The organism is Methylobacterium mesophilicum, from assembly GCF_022179445.1.
GTDB classification, from domain to species: Bacteria; Pseudomonadota; Alphaproteobacteria; order Rhizobiales; family Beijerinckiaceae; genus Methylobacterium; species Methylobacterium mesophilicum.
Genome location: NZ_BPQU01000018.1, coordinates 59,795 through 79,466, shown reverse-complemented (window position 1 = coordinate 79,466; position 19,672 = coordinate 59,795). Strand labels below are relative to the sequence as shown.

The window sequence follows — 19,672 nt, the reverse complement described above, 5'->3', positions numbered from 1 at the left end:
CATACGGTCCCATCCCGGCGTTCCAGGGTGCGAGCCGATCCTTGAGGCAACCTGTGTCCCGTCATGGACCCGGTGGGAGCGCCCGTTTGCAAGGAGCTGTGCGCGTCGAGACAATCGGCGACACCGCCCGGCCGTCTTGGTCCGAACGAAAAGCGGCCGGGACGTGAGTCCCAGCCGCCTCCATGCATCATCGATCTAAGGGTCGGGCTTGCCGACCGCTCAGAGGCTCGTCGTGCCCGGGTAGGACCGGACCCGGTTCCGACCGTCGGTCACGCCCGTGGCGGCAGTCCCTGCGGCGGGCGCTTCCCAGCCGTCGGCACGCCAGGCGCTGGCCTTCTGGTCGAGATCAACCGAGCCGTGCTGCTCCAGGACGTCCATCACCATCGGCACCATCGTGGAGCGGGCTTCGTCGACGCGAACGGTGACGAGCGTCCCGCCCCGGCGCACGCCCTCGCCGTAAGCGTGGGCATCCGACTCGCTGACGCCCGCACCGGTCAGGCCGCCGGCCAGACCACCGGCGGCGGCACCGACGCCCGCGCCCGTCAGGGTGGCGACCAGCCAACCCGCGGCCACGACCGGCCCGACACCCGGGATCGCGATCAGACCGAGGCCTGCCAGGAGGCCGGCTGCGCCGCCGACCACGGTCCCGAGCGTCGCCCCGGTTCCGGTTCCGTCCTTGGCCTTCTCCTTGGTGTCGGCGCTGACGTGAGTCCCGTCGGTTGCGGTGCGGCCGGCATGGCGGTCGCCCTCGTTGTTGCTGACGATGCTGATGTCACCGTGCGGGATGCCGCCGGCCTCGAGCTTGCCGACTGCCGCGGTGGCATCCTCGTAGCGATCGTAGAGCGCTGTAATGGTTTGCTGAGCCATGGAAAATCTCCTTCGTGAGGGTCGCGAGGGTCAGGACATCACTGCGCCGACACGTTGCCCTTGAAATCGAGGCCCACGTTGACCTGCTTGCCGTCATGCATGGCGGTGCCGCGCCAGATGCCGTCGCCGTCCTTCATGAGGTTCTTGGCGTCCTTGAAGCCGGACTTCTCGAGCCGCGAGCGCGCCTCACCCTCGGTGAAGCTGTTGGCGCCCTTCTCGAGCTGGACGGTGCCGTGGGCGGCAGCAGTCCCGCCATTGGGGGTCATCTTGTCGGTGTTGGGCCGGGTGACGCTCTCCTGGCCGCCGGATTGCTGGCTGGTCTTCGCATCGGGGGCGGCCGGGGTGCCGGTCACGGTAGTCTGCGCGAGGGCGCTCGATCCGAACAGCGTGGCGACAAGAAGGGCGGCGAGGGGGGTACGCATGATAGGCTCCGTCGATCATTCCGGACCCCTTCAATCCCCCCGGCAGGCAATGCGTTCCATTATTCGAGGATCTACCGACCAAGCTTTACTTTTCAAACCTTACGCACATTTTGTTCCCGAAAATCGACCCTCAATATCCATTAAATAAAAGCACAGCTTACGGAACATCTGCCCGGCGGCGACCAGCGGGATCGCCACCGGATGGCACTTCCATCAACCGGCGCCGAAGCCGCCCTTGCGGTTGTCCGGCTGGGGCACGGGCGGCCGCGTGTCGTAGCCGCCGCTCTCGGGCGCCGCCCCTTCGGATGACTCGGGATGCCCCGGCGCGTGCGGACCGCTCCCGCCGGCAGCCGGGTCGGATGCCTTGCCCGTGTCCGCCGTCCGTGCCGGCGGTACCGTTCCCAGCGCTTCACGCGCCGCCTCGACATCCTGTCCCATGCGGTCCTCCCGAGTGATTCTGAAGGGCCAAGACCGAAGGGCCGGCGCATGTTCCCGTACCCGCGCGCACGATCATGCTGCCCAGTACCGGCGCGGTTCAGCGGTTCCCGCTGGTTCGCGCGATCGCGCGGCCGAGGCTCATCAGCAGCACGTCCGTGGCGGCCCGGATCTCGGGCGGGGTGTCGGATTCGAGGGTGCGCTTGAGCTCGATGGCCAGGTCGGCCGCCCGCTCCAGCGAATCGACCGGGGCCGACAGGTTGCTGAAGACGTAGCGCTCGCTGCCCTGATGCATCTCGGTGATGTCGATGATGATGCCCCGGGAGCGGACCGCCCGCCCGTTCGCGTCCTTGAACGTCCGGCCCCGGCTGAGCAGCCAGCGCACCGTGCCGTCCTGGGCGACGACCCGGTACTCCGCGACCACCAGGCCGCCCGTCTTCGACGCGGACTGGACGTGATCGAGCAGCCAGGCGTGGTCGGCGGGGTGCACCGCGGCCATGCTGGTGAGGCCGTCGAGTTCCTTCTCCGCCAAGGCGGGGTCGCCGGCCAGAAGCCGCGCGGCGCCGGCATCATACACCACCGTTCCACGGACGATGTCCCAGTCCCAGACACCAACCACGCACGACGCCTCGAGGGCGGCGCGGAGCCGGTCGAGCGGTTCACTGAAGCCGTCGATCGCATTGACCGGCGTCTTCGAGCGCTGTCCCATCGTCTTGATCCCGCTTCGCCGCACCCGGAGGATCTGGTGCGAGAGAGTACCATTTCATCCGAGAACCTGTCGAAAATTTCATGATCGGCTCGGGAGGCGTTCGCGTCGCAGGCTGGTTGAACCGCAGGAGCCGTCGCTCCGCCCACTCGACAGAGCCCGAACCGGGCCGGACCGCTCATGTGTGACGATTCCAAGCCGTCCGGCACGCCGAACCGCATCGCACCGCACGGAAGCTCCCTCGGCGACATCGCGCGGGTGCTAGGCGTGCCGGTCTCCAGCTTCTTCGCATCGGCGCCGGACGCCGAGACGCCGGGGGCGCACGAGGATCCGGCCGCCGCGGCCCTCCTCGATCTCGTCCGGTGCTACCTGCTGCGGGCCAGCCCCGAGGCGCGCCGATACGTCGTCGCCCGCGTACGGGCTTTGGTGGATTCCGCCTCCCCGTGAGGCGCGCTGCCCGCAACGATCGGCGGCGCGCTCGGTTCGACCCGCGCGCGCCGTTCGGATCAGGCCCGGACGGCGCAGGCGCGCGGACCCATCATGTCGCGCCGGACGATCTCGATGGACCAAGACGGGGCTGGTGTCTCGGCCGGTGCGGCCCGGTGCCCTCAGGGCAGAGACCGGGCCTGCGACGCGGCGATCCGCATGAGCTCGGCCGTGCTGCCGACGCCAAGCTTGCACCGCAGCGCCGCGGTGGCGTTCACGACGCTGCGGTAGTTGAGCGTCAGGATCTCGGCGATCTCGTCGTACGACTTACCCTTCCCGATCAGCACCAGGATCTGCATCTCCCGGCTGGTCAGGTTCGCCAGGGGCAGGTCGCGCGCACCCGCATTCAGCATCGCGATCTCGATGGCGATGTCGTGGGGCAGGTAGGAGCGGCCGTTGGCGACCGCCTCCAGCGCATCGAGGAAGGACGCGGCCGGCGCATCCTTCAGGACGAATCCCAGCGCCCCGCATTCCAGGACCCGCGCCACGATGACCGGGTCCCGGTGCATGCTGAGCGCGAGGATGCGCGCGCCCGGCTCCAGCGCGCGGATCCGGCGGATCAGCGACAGGCCGGACAGGCCGTCGTCCCGGAAGCTCAGGTCGGTCACCACCACGGCCGGCCGGTGGCGGTGGAACGTGCGGTAGGCGGCGACGATGTCCCGGGCCTCGTGAACGCGTGCGATCCCGGCCTCCTCGGCCAGGAGCCGGAAGCCCTGGAGGACGATCGGGTGGTCGTCGACGATCAGGAGATCGCGCGGCCGGGCGGTGGGCCTCGCCGCGTGCTGAGCGAGTCCCGGCGCGGCACTCATGGCGCCGCCCCGGACTTGAGGCCCGGCGCGAACCGGTCGGCGAGCAGCGCCAGGGCGGCGGCGTGGTCGACGCCCCTGGTACGGGTGTTGAAGTAGTGCTGGCACATCTCTCCGTAGAGACTCTTATGGCGACCGCGGCGGGCCACGACCGCGCTGAAGCCGGTCAGCAGCAGCGCGTATCGCTCGGTCTTGCCGATTTCGGCCAGCATCTGCCCGAGCTGGGCCGTGCGGTTGGCGATCATGCGCGGGTCCTCGATGAAACTGGTCCGGGCCTCGGCCAGGGCATCCTGAAGTGCCCGGACGGGCTCGGACCCGGCCGGCACCGGGTGTCCGGCCTCCCGGCCGGCGAGCCAGCGCGCCGGGTCCGTCCCGTCCGTGGGGGACAACCAGGCCGGCAACTCGCTCTCCGCGGTCCGCGCCACCACGGCCTGCCCCTCCTCCGATCCCGATTCCTGGGCCCGGTCGCAGGCGGCGAGCACGAGTCCGGCGGCCACCAGGCTGGCGAGGTCCCGCCTCACCGGCCGGCCTCCGCGGCGACAGGCCCCTGACGCTGCGCCACCACGGTGCGCGGGCCCTCGGCCACCGGGATCCGGCCGGTCTGCTTCAGCGCCGCGAGGTCGACCACGGAGACGTCGTCGGAGAACCAGTTCGCCACGTAGGCGCGTCCACCGAGGATCGCCACACCTTCGGGATAGCGGCCCACCGGAATCGTGGCGACCGCCGTCAGCGCGTCGGCATCGACGACCGAGACGGTGCCGGCATGCTGGTTGGTGACGACCACCCGGCGCCCGTCCGGGCTGACGGCGACGCCGTAGGGGCTCGCCCCGACCGGTATCGTGGCGACGGGCCTGAGCGTTGCGGCGTCGACGACGCTGAGGTCGTTGCTGCGCACGTTGGCCACGTAGAGCCGGTCGCGGACCGGGTCGTAGGCCAGGGCGAAGGGCCCATCGCCCACCGGGATGCCGGCGATCCGGGTCATCCCGGCGGTCTCGACCACGCCGACGCTCCGGCCCTCGCGCTCGGCCACGTAGAGCCGACCTGCGCCACCGACGGTGAGCCCGGCCGGATCGCGCCCGACCGCCACCTCCGCCTCGACCGCGCCGGTCTGCGTGGAGATACGCAGCACCCGGTTGCCGGACCAGTCGCCGACATAGAGGCCGCGCCCGTCCGGGTCCGCCGCGAGTCCGAAGGCCTGGCCGGAGACCGGCCATTGCCGCATCGCCCCATCCGGAGCGATCACCGTGACAGCCTTGCCGTCAGGATGGCTGAGATAGAGCTGCCCTCCGGGACCGGCCGCGACCACGGCGGGCGACGGCGCCACCGCGATTGCCACCGGGGCGACCTGTTGTGCACCGTCCGGACCCGCGACCCGGGTGACGCGGGCGCCCTGCTGGCTCGCGACCCAGACCGAGTCCGCCGCCGCCGGCCCGGCGGCGAGGGACAGGCCCGCGAGCAGGATCAGGCGCCGCACCGGCCTCATCGCTGCGGCCCGCTCTCCAGCTTCGCCTTCAGGCCCTTGAGCCCCTCGGCAAAGTAGCGGTTCATCGCCTCCTTGCCGGCGGCATCGCTCAGATTCTCGGGCGGCTCGTTGCCGGTATCGCCCCGGTAGAACCGGCCCATCCACTCGACCTTGGCGCCATCGCCCTCCGGCGTCACCGTGACGGTCGCCGAGTAGGACGAGACCGGCAGCGCGTCGAGATCGGGATCGGACATGCGGTAGGAATAGGTGCGCTCGGCTCCCTTCCACTCGTCGAGGCCCTCGACCAGGGTGCCGCCGCGCTTCAGCGTGACCTTGCGGATGGCGCCCGAACCGTCGCCCCCGGTGGCCTCGACCTTGGCCACGTCCGGATGCCAGGCGCCGATGCCGCCGAACGGCCCAACCACCTTCCAGACCGCGTCCGGATCCGCCCGGATCGTGATGGTCTGATCGACCTTCTGGGGTGTCGGGCCGTGAGCCGAGGCCGTGCCGGCAGCGAACAGGATGGCGAGGGTGGCGAGGACGCGACGCATGGTCAGGCTTTCCGGAAACGCGTGAGGTTGGTGGTGGAGAGGGACGCGGCGGCGCGGCGCAGAAGGCTGCGCAGCGGTGCCGCGAGCAGAGTGCCGAGCACGAGGGCGAGCGCCAAGCCGCCGAGGACGGGGCGCGGATCGATGCGGCCCGGCAGCGGGCGCGGCGTCCCGGCCGCGATCAGGGGGCGGTCGAGCCCGCCGGCCCCGTCGAGATGCGCGTAGGCCAGGCCCGTGCTCGCGGCGAGTTGCTTCAGGTGGTCCTCGCGCACGGAGGACAGGTGCTCGCTGCCCACGGCGGCGGCGGCCCCGAACGGGGCGTTGCGCGGATTGTAGCCGGCACGGGACTCGGCATCGGCCGGCGGGGGGCCGAACCGGTTCTCCTGCTGCACGTCGGTCTCGGCGTAGAAGCCGCGCTCGCGGCCGCGCTCGTCGAAGCGCGGGATCGGCGACAGGCCGTAGGCACCCGCGCCGACGATCAGGCCCCGCACCACACCGGGCTTGCCCTCGAAGGGCGGGATGCGGCCGCCGGGGAGCGGCGGCGTCTCCTGGCCGTCGGTGACGAACAGGAGATCCGTGCCGAGGCCGGCGGCCATCTCGACCGCCCGATACAGCCCGGCGGCGACGCGGCTGTCACCCTCCCAGGCCATCCGCCAGTCGATCGCCGCCAGCGCGCCGTCCAGCGGCGCGAAGTCGGCGCAGACCTCCACGGGGGTGAACAGCAGGAACGGCCGCCGCTCTGTGAACAGCGCCAGCGCCACCCGCGAGCCGCAGGGCAGGTCCGCCACCATCCGGCGCAGGGCCGCCTTGGCGGTCTCCAGACGGCTCTCCGGGCGGCCGTCGCGCGCGTAGTCGCGCACGTTCATCGAGCCGGTGATGTCCATCACGGCCAGCACCGCGACGCCCGCGCGGGTCACCGGGAGCGCCGGTACTACGAGGGCGGCGATCACCAGCACGAGCGCGAGGGCCAGCGCCTGGAAGCGGCGGCCGCCCAGGTTGCGGGCGAGCGGCAGATTTTTGAGAACTGTTTGCCGGCTCATGGTCCGCCCCTCGGCTGCCCGGGGATATCGGTCCAGATCTGCTTTGGCTCGGCGCGCAGCTCGTCGCCGCCGGCGCGGTCGAACTCCGGAAAATCGCGGATCAGCCGCGAGGCGACGTCGAGGTTGAACTTCGCGTCCCAGAAATCCGGCCGGTCGCGCAGCGCCCGCCGGTACTCCTGGCGGGCCAGGGTCACCTGCGGGCCGGCCTTGTCGATGGCGCCGCGGGTCAGGAGCCCGAAGGCCTCGCGCATCCTGGCGTTGGCGACCCGGTAGCGCGCGCGGGACGCGGCGTCGGCGGCCCCCGCCCGGTCGAGGGCGGCGACCAGCGGCTCGGTTTCCACCAGGCGCCCGTGCCCCGCGAGATACCCGACCCGCGCCACCAGGACCGGCGCCGGCGCCCCGGTCCCGGGGTCGAGATCCGTGCCGGCGTCGAGGGCGGCGATGCTCCGGTTGGCGGCATCCGCCCGCCAGGCGGACACGCCGAAGCCCAGCGCCGCGAGGCCGAGCAGCGCCGGCAGGGTCAGGAGGAGCCGCGGCCGGATCCGGCCCCAGAGGCGGTGCAGATTCACGGTCGGGCGCGTCACGCCGCCCTCCTGAGATCCGGTGCGGGCGCCTGCTCCCGTGACACGCGAGACCGAGCGCTCGCAGCCGAAAAATCCGCCTCGGCCAGGGCCGCCAGGACGAGCAAAATGAGCCCAAGCCCCGCGAACCCGTAGGCGATCCCTGTCAGGTCACGGCGGGGCCGGGGCTCGATATAGGGGATCGGGTTCCGTTCCAGGGCGGCGATCTGCGCGATGGCGGCGGCGACCGCCGGGGCGCCCTCGGCCTCGAAGGCCCGGTAGGGCACACCGAGGCTCCTGAAGAACAGGTCGAGATGGCGCTCCGGGGCGGCCTGGGGGGTGTCCTCCCCGGCGGGCCGGTCGTTGATCGACGGAGATCCCTTGGTGCGCAGGAACAGCCAGTACAGGTTCGGGTGCAGCTTGGTGAACGCGGCCCGCAGGGCGTCCTGCACCCGCGGATCGATGACCGCGGCGCCGTCGGAGATGAACAGCAGGACGCGGGAGCCGCTGCTCTCCGGAGCGAATTGCGACAGCGCCATGGCGAGGCCGCGGGCGACGTTGGTGTAATCGAGGCCGGGCCGGTCGATCGCCGCGATGGCGGCACGGACGGCGGCGTGCCGGTCGGTCATCGGCATCACCAGCATCGGCGCGGTCGAGAAAGCCGTGACGGCGAACAGGTCGTGCGCCCGGGCGCCGACGAAATCCGCCAGCAGGCGCCGGGACGCGGCGGCCTTCGATTCCTCCGCGCCCGAGGGCTGCCGCCCCGCGAAGGTCTCGTTCATGCTGCCGGAGCGGTCGATCAGCATCGAGATCTGGGCGCCGATGCCGATGCGGGTCACCGGCGCGCCGGCACCGTAGGGGCCCGCGAGCGCCACGATCAGGCTCGCGATGGCGAGCATGCCGGCGCCCCGCAGCAGCCGGGCGATCCAGCGGGACGGCGCATCGGCGGGCGCCGCCGCGAGCGCGGGAACGGGAACCCGCCGGCTCCCCGCGGCGAGGAGCGGCACGAGCGCGAGCGGCAGCAGCCACAGCCAGGCGGGCGACGCGGCCCCGAGCGGAAGCGATCCGAACGGCATCGCCTCAGGCCTCCCGCTCGGCGGCGGCGAGCCGGCGCAGGCCGGCCTCGACCTCGGCCCAGGGCAGGTGCGCCCGGGCCGCCTCGAGTTCGCGGCCGAAGAAGGCCCGGCGGGAGGCGTCGAAGAAGCGGGCCAGCGCGGGCTCCTCCCGGCGGAAGGCCGGATGCCGGTCGAGGAAGGCCGGGAGATCGTCGGCCAGCACACGGCGCCCGTCGGTCTCGTCGAGGCCGCGATGGACCAGGCGCAGGGCCTCGCGATAACCACCGTCCCGGTCATCGGCGGTGTTGGCAGTTCTGGCGAGGCGCCGCAGGGCGCGGGCGGCCCGGGCGAAGGGGCGCCCAGGCCGGGCGAACCAGCCCCGATCGTACCCGAGCGCGGCGAGCGCCAGCACGGCTGCCCCGAGGGCCGCGAGGGCGGCCCACAGGTCCGGAAGCGGATCGAGCCGGGGGACGCGCCCGTCCGGCCGCAGATACTCGGCCGGGTCGTCGTGCTTCTCCGGCTGGACCTCCCGCAGGGGCGAGACCCCGAGCGACCAGCCGGGGATCTCGGCCTTGGCCGAGGTCGTGCCGCCCGCGGCCGCGCTCTCCAGGGAGACGGAAAAACCCGGGATCGCGACCTGGCGGGCATCCAGCGCGGCATAGAAGGTCTGGTAGGTGAGATGCAGCCGGACCCGGCCGGGGCTCTCCTCGACGGTGATGTCGCGCAGGTCCAGCCAGTAGGTCAGGGGTCCCGGCGCCGGCAGGGAGGCGCGCTGCAGCGTGAAGCCGGGATCCACCGCGATGTCGGCCTGGGCCCGGACGAGGTCGCCCACGAAATACCCGAAGGCGCGCGGCACCCGCACCTCGACGGAGCGCACCTGCGCCACGGCGGCGCCGGCCTGGAGCAGAAGCAGCAATGCGCAGCAGGCCGCAATCATGGGTTTCCGAAGGGCGAAGCCCTTCGGCGGGGTATCGGGGCGGAGCCCTGATGCCTTGGGCTTCGCCCGATCGCAGGGCTCCGCCCTGCACCCGCAAAAGGTCTCGGACCTTTTGAAACCACCACCTTCGCTGGAAACGCCAACCATCTCAGGTGACCAGCAGATGGCGGGTCAGCGCCTGCGCGTCGAAGCGGTCGACCAGGTGGAACGGCGCCCGCGCCGAGGACGCCGCGGCGGTTCTGTGCAGGGCCTCGCGCCGGTCCTGCTCGCGGGCGATCCAGCGTCGCTTCAGGGCCGGGCGCAGGAATACGAGGCGGCGGCCGGCGCCTTCGAGGTCGTCGAGTTCGGCGAGCCCCCAATCCGGCAAGCCCACATCCTCGGCGCTGTCGGCGAGCAGCACCGGGACCGTGTCGTGGAGCGCGAGCGCCGCGAAGACCCGCTCGATCAGGGCCTGCGGCCAGCGGAAATCGGAGACCAGGAAGACCAGCCGCGGCCGGCCGAACAGAAGGCGCGCGGCCTCCAGCAAGCCCTCCGCGTCGGCCGCGTCGCAGCGTGCCGCCGCGATCCGGCCGGCCATGTCGAGGGCCGGTCCGCGCCGACGGGTCGCCGGCAGGTAGAGGTCCGCCCGGATTGTGCGGTCGCAGCCGATCACCCCGAACCCGTCGCCGATCCGGGTCGCCGAGGCGGCGAGCCCGGCGCAGAGGTCCCCCGCGAGACGGAGGCGGTCGCCGGCGCCCTGGAAGCGCATCGAGGCCGAGAGGTCGACCAGTGCCCAGACCTCGACGGCGTTGCGCATCTCGAAGCGCCGGACATGCACGCCCTCGAACGGGTCGCGCAGGCTCGCACGCAGGTCGATCCGGCGGGCATCCGGCAGGGTGAGGAACGGAACCTGGTCCCGGAAGGTGCCCAGTCCGCCGGCCTCCTGGCCCCGATGCGCCCCGAAGCGACGCCCCCGCGGACGCCAGCGCGGCAGGTAGACGATGTCGGCCGAAGGCGCCCCGGTCATGGTGCCGGCACCGTCTCGAACACCGCCCGGCACAGGTCCGGGACGATCTCGGCACGGCGCATCTCGTGGACCGGCTCCAGGAAGATGCGGTGCGCCATCACCTCGGGGAAGACCGCCCGGACATCCTCCGGCACCAGCCAGTCCCGCCCCTCGAGCCAGGCCCGCACCCGGGCCGCCCGGACCAGGAAGGCGAGCCCGCGCGGCGAGGCGCCGCCCTGGACCAGGCGCGTCATGTCGATCCCGGACAGCCGGATCCCGGCTTCGGCCGGGCGCACGAGCGCGTCCCAGAGCCCGACCACGTAGGTCTCGATCTCCGGGGAGGCCTGGATCGCCACCTGGATCGCGCTGGCGATGGCGCCGAGGCGAGCCTGGTCGAGCACGCCCTCGGCCACCGCGCCGATCAGTCGGTCGGTGTCGTGGAAGCGCGGATCGAACACCAGCGCGCGCCTTGCCTCCGGGTCGCGGGGCGCGTCCATCCCGATCTCCATCAGGAAGCGGTCGCGGGCGGCGGCGGGCAACTCGAAGGTCTCCTCGCGCTCGACCCGGTTGCGGTCGGCGAAGACCTGGAGATTGGGGAACCGGTACTCCCGGGCGAAGGCCGAGACGCTGCGCTCCGCCATGATGCGCAGGAGCAGCGCATGGACCTGCGGGCGCGCCCGGTTGATCTCGTTGAAGAAGAACACCGCCAGGTCTTCGGCCTGCCGCAGGACCGGCCCCGGCTCGACCCGCGGACGGCCGTCCTCGGCGAGGTAGGTGTGGTAGATCAGGTCGGTCGGCATCATGTCGACCGTACCCTCGACGCGCTCGTAGGCGCCCCCGAGGGCCCGGGCCACCGCCCGCAGCAGGGTGGTCTTGCCGACGCCGACATCGCCCTCCAGCATGACGTGGCCGCGGGCGAAGATCGCCGTGGTGACCAGGCGGATGACCCGCGCCTGGCCGACCACCGCCTTGGCGACCTCCGCCTCGAAGCGGGCGGCCGAGGCCCGCCAGTCGGTGAGCGTCGCGTCGCCGGGGTGGAGCGTGTTCATCGCGCTGGTTCCGGGACAAGGCGGCCGGCCTCAGGGAGAGACCGGCCGGAAAAGGCGAAACGTCGGGGTTTCAAAAGGTCTCGGACCTTTTGCGGGTGCAGGGCGGAGCCCTGCGGCGGGGCAAAGCCCCGTTCACTCAGGAGCTCCGCCCCCGAACCCCGCCAAAGGGCTTGCCCTCTGGAAACCCGGATCAGTTCGCCGAGAGCTTGCTGACGTCGTACTCGAACTTGCCGGTCTTCTTGGCGTTCTCGATACGCTTGCGGTTGCGCTCTTCCATCTGCTTGATGGATTCCGCCTGCTTGCCGACTTCCTTGGGGTCGTGCTTCGGGTCGTACTTCGATCCCGCGACCTTCTCGGGGAAGCCGGGCTTCGGCTCCCAGCAATTGCCCGGCGCCTTGCAGGTCTGCCCGTCATAGGCCAGCGCCGGCAGGGCACTGAACGCCCCCGCGGCCACCATCGCGGCGGTGATCATGATTCTGTTGCGCATCGTCGACTCCTTGCGTTCGCTCCCAGGGCGGCCCGACGGGCCGTTCTTTGGCGCCGGCTCGGCCGGGCGCTGCTCCGCGCGGACGCTCACTCCAGCGGCTTGCACTGGCCGGGGGCGTCCTTGGCGAAAGTCTCGCCTTCCTTGAAAGGCGTGTAGTGTTTCTTCTGCTCGTCGGTCAGCCAGGCGGCATCCTGGACCGGGCCGGTATAGAGATGCCGGATCCAGGCGATGACCTGCAGCGCCTCGTCGGGGTTCAGGTCTTCGTTGTGCGGGCCCATCATGCCGTTGGCCCCGCCCCAGATCGTCGCGAACAGGCCGGTATCTTCGGTGTTGGCGGGATAGGTCCAGTAATTGTCGTTGAGGCCGGGCCCGACCTTGCCCTCGGCGAGATGGCCGTGGCAGCCGGAGCAGGAGGTCAGGTACAGACTCTCGCCGTTGCGCAGGCACGCCTTGTCGTCGATGTACAGGTTCTTCCCATTCTGGAAGAAGGTCTGGACCGCCTTGGTATCGCGCCCGCCGGGCTTGCCCTCGGCGAGGTCCAGCGGCTCCCCGGTGATGGTGTTACGGAAGATCAGGCCGGATTGCGGCCCCGATTGCGGCTGGGCCATCACGGCGGCCGCGCAGAGCGCCGAGGCGGCGCCGGCCAGGATCATCAACCGGATACGTGCAGTCTTCGTCATCTCACATTCGCTTCACGGGGACTGGATCGCGCGGCGCTCGCTCGCCGGCCGCGCGGCGAGGGTCAGTTGGTGGCCACCGGCACGCCGTCCTGCTTCAGGATCGCGTCGATCCGGGGCTTGGCCTTGACGATGGCGGCGTCGAGGGCGTCGCGGAGCGCCGTGTCGTCCCGGCGCACGCCCATGGACTGGTCGAAGCTCTGCGGCATCTTGCGGCCGTCGCTGCTCACCGTGTCGTTGGGCACGAGCGTCATGCGCAGGGGCACGGTCGAGTCCTTGACGTAGCGGGCCACGTCGGGGGCGAAGGCGACGCCCACATCCGCCTTGTCGTTGGCGACCTCGCTGACGATCCGGGCGGGATCGATCTGCGTGTACTGGTTGCGCGGCGCGCGGAAGCCGACCAGCGAGTAGAGGTAGGCCATGTCCTCCTCGTAGCGGCCGATATCCTTCAGCATCGCCTCGCCCGGCGAGCCCAGCGGGACGACCATGTGGTCGACCGTCTTGAGGCGCGGGTCCGACCACGACTTCACGTCGAGGTCCTTGTCCGCACGGGTGATGAAGACGTAGCCGCTGCGGTAATAGGGCTTGGTGGCCAGCACCCGCGGGTCGTCGCTGTCGAGCCCGACCACCACGTCGCAGGTCCGCTTCTCCAGCCCGTCGCGCACCAGGTAGATCGCCGGCTTGTCGAGCCAGACGAACACCGGCTTGCGCCCCATCGCCTCCGCCACCGCGGCCGCGACGCGGTTCTCGAGCCCGGAGCCGTCCCGCATGGACAGCGGCGGCTGCTTCTCGGAGGCGCAGATCCGCAGGATGGACGGGTCGGGTTTGGGCGCGGCCGCGGCCTTGCCGGGCGCGGACTGGATGGCCTGGGCCTCGGATTCCTGAGCCCGGGCGTTCTGGGCCGGGATCGCCAGGGCGAGCAGAGCTGCGGCGCAGGTCGCCGCGCGAAGGAGTCCGCCGAGGAGCGGCATGGTATCGTTTCCCTCAATGAGCCTTGTCGGGGGGCGCCCCGTGGGCCGGGTCCGCCGAGCCGGGGCTCCGCCGCCCGAGCGGGGCGGCGGAGCGGTCGGGCGCTATGACGCGCGGATCAGGCGCGGCTTACTTTGCGGCGTGCTGCGCGTACTCGCCGACGTTCGGGTCGTCGTACGGGCCCTTGCCGTCCAGCGAGAACACCACCACGCCGCCGCCCATCTGGGTGTAGTTGGCGAGCTTCTTGAAGGCGCCGACCGCGCCGAGGCCGGCGGTCGGATCCTGCAGGTCGAACACCAGGCCTACGCCCGGCCAGCCGCCGACGCCGTAGTAGATGGCGACGTACTGGGTACCCTTGTGGGTGTAGGTGATCGGATAGCCGATCGCCCCGGACGGCAGCTTGAACTTCCAGAGCAGGTCGCCGTTGTCGGAGTCGCGGGCCTTGATGAAGCCGTCGAGCGTCCCGTACAGGACGAGGTTTCCGGCGGTGGCGGTGGTGCCGCCCCAGACCGCGAAGCGCTCCATCTTCTCCCAGTTGAACTTGCCCGTGATCGCGTTGTAGCTCTTGATCTGGCCGAGACCTTCGTAGTTCTGCCGGTCACCCTTCGGGCCCGGATACATGTTCAGCGTCGCGCCGACGAAGAACTGGCCTGCCCGGTAGGGCAGCATGAAGGGCTCCCAATCCATGCAGATGTGGTTGATGCCCATGTAGAAGGCTTGGCGCTTCGGATCGTAGGAATCGTGCCCCTGGTTGTGGTAGCCCATCGCGGAGGGACAGATGTCCTTGGCGAGGTGATCCATCCGGGTGCCGTATTCCGGGTCGCGCACCGGCGTGCCGGACTTCAGGTCCACCGACTTGAACACGTTGACGGTGTCGTCGATCTTGTTGGCCGTGACCAGCGAGCCGTCCGTGCGGTCGAGGGTGTAGACGATGCCGTTGCGGTCCGGGTGGGTGAGGAGCTTCCTCATCTTCCCGTCCTTGTCCTTCTGCTCGGACAGCATCATCACGTTGACGCCGGCATAGTCCCACTCGTCGTGGGGCGTCTTCTGGTAGCCGAAATGCGCCTCGCCGGTGTCGACGTCCCGGCCGAAGATCGTCATCGTCCACTTGTTGTCGCCCGGACGCATGGTCTCGTTCCAGGGCGCCGGGTTGCCGGTGCCGAAGTAGATCATGTTCGTGCCCGGATCGTAGGCGTACCAGCCCCAGTTGGTGCCGCCGCCGATCTTCCAGGCGTCGCCCTCCCAGGTGGAGGTGCCCAGGCCCTTCTGGCCGTAATGGGCGTTCTTGATGTTGAAGTCCTTGGCGAGCAGCAGGTCCTCGTCCGGGCCGGTCGCGTAGGCCCGCCAGACCTGGGCACCGGTCTTCACGTCGTAGGCCGTGAGGTAGCCGCGCACGCCGAGCTCGGCGCCCGAGGAGCCGATGATCACCTTGTCCTTCACTACGTAGGGGGCGATCGTCAGCGTCGAGCCGACCTTGATGTCGGAGTTCTCGACCTTCCAGACGGTCTCGCCGGTCTGCGCGTTCAGCGCCATGACGTTGCCGTCGAGCAGGGTCTTCAGGATCAGCGCCGGCGTCTTGCCGTCGCCCGGCCAGTAGGCCAGCCCGCGGTTGACGAGATCGCAGCAGGCGACCGACCGGGCGGCCGGGTTCTGCTTCGGCTTGTCCTGCCACAGGATCTTGCCCGGATCGTCGAGGTCGAGCGCGAAGGTGTTGTTCGGGAACGAGGTGTGGACGTACATCTTCCCGTCGACCACCAGGGGCGCCCCCTCGTGACCGTTGAGCAGGCCGGTCGAGAAGGTCCAGGCCGGCTTCAGCTGCTTGACGTTGGTCTTGTTGATCTGCGTCAGGTCGCTGTAATTGTCGGAGTCGTAGTTCTTACCGGGCATCACCCAGTTGTCGCCGCTTTTCGACTGCTCGATGAGCTTGTCGTTGGCGAAAGCCGCGCCCGTAAGGCCGACCGGCGCCAGTGCCAGGATCGCCAGGGCCGAGACGGAACTCGCTAGCCTTCTCATGATGCATCTCCTCGCCAGGCCGCCTCGCCGTCAGGCTGCGCGGCTATTGATTGTTGCAGTGCAAGATCGATCGCGGTCGGTCGCATCGATAGTCAGCTTTATTTGCGACTTAGAGACATTCGACCTTTATGATCTGCTTATTAAGATCTTGTCACCTTTCAGTTTTATGCGCCAATGCCCGATGATGTCTTCAGGCAAGCTGACATTTGTTGTCGGGATAATTTGGCAACGCCGCCGGGAAGGGGCGTAATACGCCCGGCCCGCTTGACCGCCCCCCGGTGCCTGCCCACAACAATGCTCCCGGCCGGGCTCACCCTCGGCCTCCAGTCTTCGGGGCCGACGAATGGGCTCGATACGGTCCAGAGCGCGCTTTGCTGCGGAAATGCCGGTCGTCGGCAAAGCCGTCCGCCCGGCTCCGGGCCGCCTCGGGATCCGGCTGCTCGCGGCCCTGCTGGCGTTCGCCGGTGCGGCCCGGGCCGAAGACCGGTACAAAGCCCCATCGGAGGACCGGGCCGGCCCGCCCCGCCGGATGGCCGCCCTCTACCCGCACGACGGACGCCGCGACCTCACCGGGGCCGATTTCGACCGTTTCAGGGGTGCCGGCATCCTGTGGTGCCGCAGCCGCGACGGGGTGCCGCAAAAAGCCGCGGCGGCCTGGCTGATCGCGGATCCATCGACCGTGGTGTTGAACGCCCACAATTTCCGCGACCGCCGCCTCGCGGTCACGCGCTCGGTGGCGGATTGCTACTTCCAGATCGACGGCCGCAACTACGATTTCGAGCCCGACAGCCTGGTGCTGGGAACCGCCCCCGGGGCGGACGGCCTGCACATCACCGACGATTGGGCGATCCTGCACCTGACCCGCCCGGCCGAGGCCGTCCCGCAGCCGCTGCCGGATCCGCCGGATCTGCCGATCGGGGACATCGCCTTGCCGGTGACCATGGTGTCCCCGGCCGGCCACGGCAATTATCGGGGCCCGAGCAGCCTCGAGCGATGCGCGATCCGCCGGATCGACCCGCCGAGCGAGGATGCGATCCGGCGCGCGCGCCACGATTGCAACGACGGCTACGGCGGATCGGGCTCAGGCCTGTTCGACGAGGCGGGCAGGCTCGTCGCCCTGCAGAGCGCATCCCTGGCGATGAATTCCCGCAGCCGGTTCGACATCGAGTTCCACTACGGCTCCGCGCTGCTGTTCGAAGGCGGACTTCTGGCCGCCCTCCGCGGTCGCGCGGAGGCGGGCGGGCGCCGGTGAGGGCGGCGCCGCGGCGTCAGCGCCCCGTCATTTGCGCTGCCCGGTGGGGTTCGGGGTCGCGGAGGTGTCGGGCGCCACCGCGGGATTGACGGGCGTGACCATCGACCAGCGGCCGGCGATCGCGATGATCCCGGCGAACAGGGCGACGAAGATGCCGATGAGGATGAGGCGCTTCATGAGGCTGGCTTGCGGCGTCCGGGCGGGTCGAGACCGGCGGAAAACGGCGCGGGGCCGGCGATCGATCCGCGCTGCGACGCCGCCGCGCAGTCCGTCCCGGGCGGCGACTCACTGCGGCTGCCGGGCCTCACCGACGGGCCGCGGCGCCGAAACCGGGCTCCCGGCATACGAGGGGACGCGCAGGCGAACCAGCGCGACCGCGGCCTGCCGGGCCAGCGTCTCGATCCGGCAGACCGTACCGTCGTCCGGGATCACCGACGCACACCAATAGGCACCCAGCGCCGCCATCGGCTCGGGCGACCCGATCGGCACCATCACCAGGCTGCGCATCGACGTGGCGCGGTAGGCCTCGACCGGCAATCGTGCATCGAGTTCGATATCCGGGACCACGGCGGTCCGGTCGTTGAGCATCGCCCAGCCGGAGATGCAGGCGGTGAGCGGGAACCGGCGGCCGCACCAGAGCGGCTCGATCGCGTCCTCCGCGGCATAGAAACAGGACTCGCCCTCGCGCAGGACCACGGCGATCCCGTCGGAGCCGACGATGTCCCGCGCCGTCTCGCGCAGGATGGACACGACGTCCGCGATGGACCGGGCGACCGCCAGGCGGTCGATTGCCCGCGCCAGCCCGGGATCGGGCGGGAAATGGGCCTCTGACATGGCCCGAAGCTACGGGAAGTAGCCCGGATCGTCCACGCCGCACGCGGCGATTGCCGTCGGCAGGCCCCGCGCGGAGACATCCTTCGGGACGTGACGCCCGCACCCTGCCTGGCCGTGCAATCTGCAGGCGACGCGACCGCGGAGGCACGCCGCCCGCCGGGCTGCGGATGTTGCCGCCAAGTTAACGATGGACAGCTGTCGGCGGAGTGGAGGAATAGTTCTATCCGCCAGCAGATTTGGCCCAATAATGCGCAGTCCGAGGCTTTTGGCACCCTCGATGTGTGCCAGCGCACGTTTTCGGGCACCGGTTCGGAGCCTTCGCCGGCGCTGTTGCAAAGCTGCACTATCGCGTCGGGCCGTCCTCACGTCCTGTCATCCGGCACATCCCGATCAACGGGAGATTGAGGACCAGATGATCAAGAAGCTTCTTCTCGCGAGCGCCGCCACGGCCCTCCTGACCGGCGCCGCCTCGGCCGCCGACCTGCCGCGCCGCGCCGCCCCGCCGCCCGTGTTCACCCCGGTGCCGGTGTTCACCTGGACCGGCTTCTACGCTGGTTTCAACGCCGGCTACGCCTTCGACGCCAGCAGCCGCTCGAACAACTCCACCTTCGGCGTCCCGGCCCCGTTCGCCGTTCCCGGCACCACCGCCACCTTCCGCAACCGCAGCCAGGACGGCTTCTCCGGCGGCGCGCAGATCGGCTACAACGTCCAGTTCACCCCGGGTTCGGGCGTGGTCGTCGGCATCGAGGCCGATGCCCAGTACCTCGACTTCGGCCGTAGCCGGAACAACGCCTTCGTGAACGGCGCCGTCGCCCCGGGCTACTACGTCACCGACCCGCGCGGCCTGTCGAGCCTCGACTACTTCGGCACCGTGCGCGGCCGCCTCGGCTACGCCTTCGACCGCACCCTCGTGTACGGCACCGGCGGCTTCGCCTACGGCTCGGGCAGCGCCGACCGCTCGTTCGGCGGCTACGCCGGCAACGACAGCTTCCGCACCGGCTACGCCGTCGGCGGCGGCGTCGAGTTCGCCCTCCCCACCGAGTCGTTCCTGAACTTCTTCCGGTCCTCGGCCGTGACGTTCAAGATCGAAGGCCTGTACGTCAACCTGGAGCGCGGCAACCGCAACCAGGGCGCCCTGGTGGTCAACGCCGCCAACCTCGTCCCGGTGGCCTACAGCGCCATCGGCCGCCGCGACGACGAGTTCGCCGTCGTCCGCGCCGGCCTGAACTACAAGTTCGGCTCGTACTAGGACCCGCGACGCTCCCGGCCTCCGGGCCGGGAGTTGTCTCGGCCGGGAGCCGTCACGGCGGCCCGGCCGCTCAGGTCGTACAGAACCCCGGGTGCCCCTGGCCCCCGGGGTTCTGCCGTTCTGCAGGACGGCGCGCCGTAGGCTATGCCCTCATCCGCGCCAGGGCGACTCACGGATCACGCGACAAAAGTTGCCGGCGTGGAAATGCGGCTCCTTGTCGGCGAGGACGTCGGCCTTGACGTTGCCGAAGGTCGTCTCCGGCTTGTGCCGGATCCCCTCGTAGAACGCCTGGATGATGTCCTCCTTGAAATGCGGGGTCCGCGGATGCGCCCGCACCACGGCCGAGCGCTCCGCGTCGCTGTAGGCGGCGTAGGTCAGGCCGAGCACGTCCATCTCGACCCCGGCGGTGACCAGCGCGACCACCGGGTGCATGTGCTGCGGGATTCCCGGCGTGGTGTGCAGCGCGATGGCGGTCCACACCGTGTCGATGTCGGCCTGCGCGATGCCGTGCTGGCGCAGGAAATCCCGCGCCGCGTTGGCACCGTCGACCTCGAAGCGTTCATGCGCGCTGCTGTGCTGCGGCGTCAGCCCCATGTCGTGGAACATGGCCCCGACATAGAGCAACTCCGGATCGTAGCTGAGGCCGCGCTGCTTCCCCGCCAGGGCGCCGAAGTAATAGACGCGGCTGGAATGGTGGAACAGCAGCGGCGATTCCGTATCCCGGACCAGTTCGGTCACCGCCCGGGCAAGCGTGCTGTCGGGAATGGCGACGCCGTCGATTGGATGAGCCATGGCTTTCCCTCCTTGCTGACCCCGAGACGGTAGCCCGGCGC

The 19,672-nt window shown here is 70.6% G+C and carries 24 protein-coding genes; 3 read left to right on the top strand and 21 right to left on the bottom strand.

Features of this window, described 5'->3' with window-relative positions; translation table 11 throughout:
- Nucleotides 1–219: 219 nt before the first annotated feature.
- The 4 genes from MFF40_RS18045 to MFF40_RS18030 all read right to left on the bottom strand — a co-directional run bounded on the left by MFF40_RS18045 (nucleotide 220) and on the right by MFF40_RS18030 (nucleotide 2,433).
- A complete protein-coding gene (locus tag MFF40_RS18045) occupies nucleotides 220–867 on the bottom strand; it encodes a hypothetical protein (protein WP_147854114.1) in 648 nt (215 codons plus the stop codon).
- A 38-nt stretch (nucleotides 868–905) separates the two neighbouring features.
- Nucleotides 906–1,289, bottom strand: coding sequence for a hypothetical protein (locus MFF40_RS18040; RefSeq protein ID WP_147854115.1), 384 nt, complete (start codon nucleotides 1,287–1,289; stop codon nucleotides 906–908).
- 213 nt (nucleotides 1,290–1,502) lie between these two features.
- On the bottom strand, nucleotides 1,503–1,727 hold the full coding sequence (locus MFF40_RS18035; RefSeq protein WP_147854116.1) for a hypothetical protein: 225 nt from the start codon (nucleotides 1,725–1,727) through the stop codon (nucleotides 1,503–1,505).
- A 97-nt stretch (nucleotides 1,728–1,824) separates the two neighbouring features.
- Entirely contained in the window at nucleotides 1,825–2,433 is a 609-nt protein-coding gene (locus MFF40_RS18030; RefSeq protein WP_147854117.1) for a PAS domain-containing protein, read from the bottom strand.
- A 177-nt stretch (nucleotides 2,434–2,610) separates the two neighbouring features.
- Here MFF40_RS18030 and MFF40_RS18025 point away from each other — a divergent pair, with 177 nt between their 5' ends.
- Entirely contained in the window at nucleotides 2,611–2,877 is a 267-nt protein-coding gene (locus MFF40_RS18025) for a hypothetical protein (protein WP_147854118.1), read from the top strand.
- Between the two features lie 161 nt (nucleotides 2,878–3,038).
- On the opposite strand, the gene MFF40_RS18020 is transcribed toward MFF40_RS18025, so the two are convergent.
- The 14 genes from MFF40_RS18020 to MFF40_RS17955 all read right to left on the bottom strand — a co-directional run bounded on the left by MFF40_RS18020 (nucleotide 3,039) and on the right by MFF40_RS17955 (nucleotide 15,504).
- Nucleotides 3,039–3,725, bottom strand: a complete 687-nt coding sequence (locus tag MFF40_RS18020; protein ID WP_147854119.1) for a response regulator transcription factor — start codon at nucleotides 3,723–3,725, stop codon at nucleotides 3,039–3,041.
- Complete coding sequence (locus tag MFF40_RS18015; RefSeq protein WP_147897883.1) at nucleotides 3,722–4,243, bottom strand: MxaH protein; 522 nt, start codon at nucleotides 4,241–4,243, stop codon at nucleotides 3,722–3,724. The genes MFF40_RS18020 and MFF40_RS18015 overlap by 4 nt, the downstream gene beginning before the upstream one ends.
- Nucleotides 4,240–5,205, bottom strand: a complete 966-nt coding sequence (locus MFF40_RS18010) for a YncE family protein (protein WP_147897882.1) — start codon at nucleotides 5,203–5,205, stop codon at nucleotides 4,240–4,242. Before MFF40_RS18010 ends, MFF40_RS18015 begins: the two co-directional genes overlap by 4 nt.
- On the bottom strand, nucleotides 5,202–5,735 hold the full coding sequence (locus tag MFF40_RS18005; RefSeq protein WP_147857932.1) for an SRPBCC family protein: 534 nt from the start codon (nucleotides 5,733–5,735) through the stop codon (nucleotides 5,202–5,204). The genes MFF40_RS18010 and MFF40_RS18005 overlap by 4 nt, the downstream gene beginning before the upstream one ends.
- 2 nt (nucleotides 5,736–5,737) lie before the next feature.
- On the bottom strand, nucleotides 5,738–6,772 hold the full coding sequence (locus MFF40_RS18000; RefSeq protein ID WP_147897881.1) for a vWA domain-containing protein: 1,035 nt from the start codon (nucleotides 6,770–6,772) through the stop codon (nucleotides 5,738–5,740).
- Nucleotides 6,769–7,356 (bottom strand): MxaK protein, encoded by a 588-nt coding sequence (locus tag MFF40_RS17995; protein WP_147897880.1) that lies wholly within the window; start codon nucleotides 7,354–7,356, stop codon nucleotides 6,769–6,771. Before MFF40_RS17995 ends, MFF40_RS18000 begins: the two co-directional genes overlap by 4 nt.
- Complete coding sequence (locus MFF40_RS17990) at nucleotides 7,353–8,408, bottom strand: vWA domain-containing protein (protein WP_147897879.1); 1,056 nt, start codon at nucleotides 8,406–8,408, stop codon at nucleotides 7,353–7,355. The genes MFF40_RS17995 and MFF40_RS17990 overlap by 4 nt, the downstream gene beginning before the upstream one ends.
- A 4-nt stretch (nucleotides 8,409–8,412) precedes the next feature.
- Complete coding sequence (locus MFF40_RS17985; protein WP_238261624.1) at nucleotides 8,413–9,324, bottom strand: nonribosomal peptide synthetase MxaA; 912 nt, start codon at nucleotides 9,322–9,324, stop codon at nucleotides 8,413–8,415.
- A 148-nt stretch (nucleotides 9,325–9,472) separates the two neighbouring features.
- Nucleotides 9,473–10,330, bottom strand: coding sequence for a DUF58 domain-containing protein (locus MFF40_RS17980; protein ID WP_147897878.1), 858 nt, complete (start codon nucleotides 10,328–10,330; stop codon nucleotides 9,473–9,475).
- Nucleotides 10,327–11,358, bottom strand: coding sequence for an AAA family ATPase (locus MFF40_RS17975; RefSeq protein WP_238261622.1), 1,032 nt, complete (start codon nucleotides 11,356–11,358; stop codon nucleotides 10,327–10,329). The genes MFF40_RS17980 and MFF40_RS17975 overlap by 4 nt, the downstream gene beginning before the upstream one ends.
- A 190-nt stretch (nucleotides 11,359–11,548) precedes the next feature.
- Complete coding sequence (locus tag MFF40_RS17970) at nucleotides 11,549–11,845, bottom strand: methanol dehydrogenase [cytochrome c] subunit (protein WP_187278110.1); 297 nt, start codon at nucleotides 11,843–11,845, stop codon at nucleotides 11,549–11,551.
- 86 nt (nucleotides 11,846–11,931) lie between these two features.
- The gene (gene moxG / locus MFF40_RS17965) at nucleotides 11,932–12,525 is read right to left on the bottom strand and encodes a cytochrome c(L), periplasmic (protein WP_378995958.1); all 594 of its coding nucleotides are present in this window, start codon (nucleotides 12,523–12,525) and stop codon (nucleotides 11,932–11,934) included.
- Between the two features lie 62 nt (nucleotides 12,526–12,587).
- Nucleotides 12,588–13,493: a methanol oxidation system protein MoxJ gene (gene moxJ, locus MFF40_RS17960; protein ID WP_238261619.1), complete on the bottom strand. Its 906-nt coding sequence runs from the start codon at nucleotides 13,491–13,493 to the stop codon at nucleotides 12,588–12,590.
- Nucleotides 13,494–13,620: 127 nt separating this feature from the next.
- Nucleotides 13,621–15,504: a methanol/ethanol family PQQ-dependent dehydrogenase gene (locus MFF40_RS17955; RefSeq protein WP_147855808.1), complete on the bottom strand. Its 1,884-nt coding sequence runs from the start codon at nucleotides 15,502–15,504 to the stop codon at nucleotides 13,621–13,623.
- 382 nt (nucleotides 15,505–15,886) lie between these two features.
- Here MFF40_RS17955 and MFF40_RS17950 point away from each other — a divergent pair, with 382 nt between their 5' ends.
- Nucleotides 15,887–16,756 (top strand): trypsin-like serine peptidase, encoded by an 870-nt coding sequence (locus tag MFF40_RS17950; RefSeq protein ID WP_147897874.1) that lies wholly within the window; start codon nucleotides 15,887–15,889, stop codon nucleotides 16,754–16,756.
- A gap of 27 nt (nucleotides 16,757–16,783) precedes the next feature.
- On the opposite strand, the gene MFF40_RS17945 is transcribed toward MFF40_RS17950, so the two are convergent.
- Nucleotides 16,784–16,933, bottom strand: coding sequence for a hypothetical protein (locus MFF40_RS17945; RefSeq protein ID WP_187277793.1), 150 nt, complete (start codon nucleotides 16,931–16,933; stop codon nucleotides 16,784–16,786).
- A 108-nt stretch (nucleotides 16,934–17,041) separates the two neighbouring features.
- Nucleotides 17,042–17,590: a GAF domain-containing protein gene (locus MFF40_RS17940; RefSeq protein WP_238261617.1), complete on the bottom strand. Its 549-nt coding sequence runs from the start codon at nucleotides 17,588–17,590 to the stop codon at nucleotides 17,042–17,044.
- A gap of 412 nt (nucleotides 17,591–18,002) precedes the next feature.
- Between MFF40_RS17940 and MFF40_RS17935 the strand changes: the two genes are divergently transcribed.
- Nucleotides 18,003–18,839: an outer membrane protein gene (locus tag MFF40_RS17935; RefSeq protein WP_147897873.1), complete on the top strand. Its 837-nt coding sequence runs from the start codon at nucleotides 18,003–18,005 to the stop codon at nucleotides 18,837–18,839.
- A 150-nt stretch (nucleotides 18,840–18,989) separates the two neighbouring features.
- Here the strand turns inward: MFF40_RS17935 and MFF40_RS17930 are convergent, their stop codons facing one another.
- Nucleotides 18,990–19,631 (bottom strand): HD domain-containing protein, encoded by a 642-nt coding sequence (locus MFF40_RS17930; protein WP_147857562.1) that lies wholly within the window; start codon nucleotides 19,629–19,631, stop codon nucleotides 18,990–18,992.
- Between the last annotated feature and the right edge of the window lie 41 nt (nucleotides 19,632–19,672).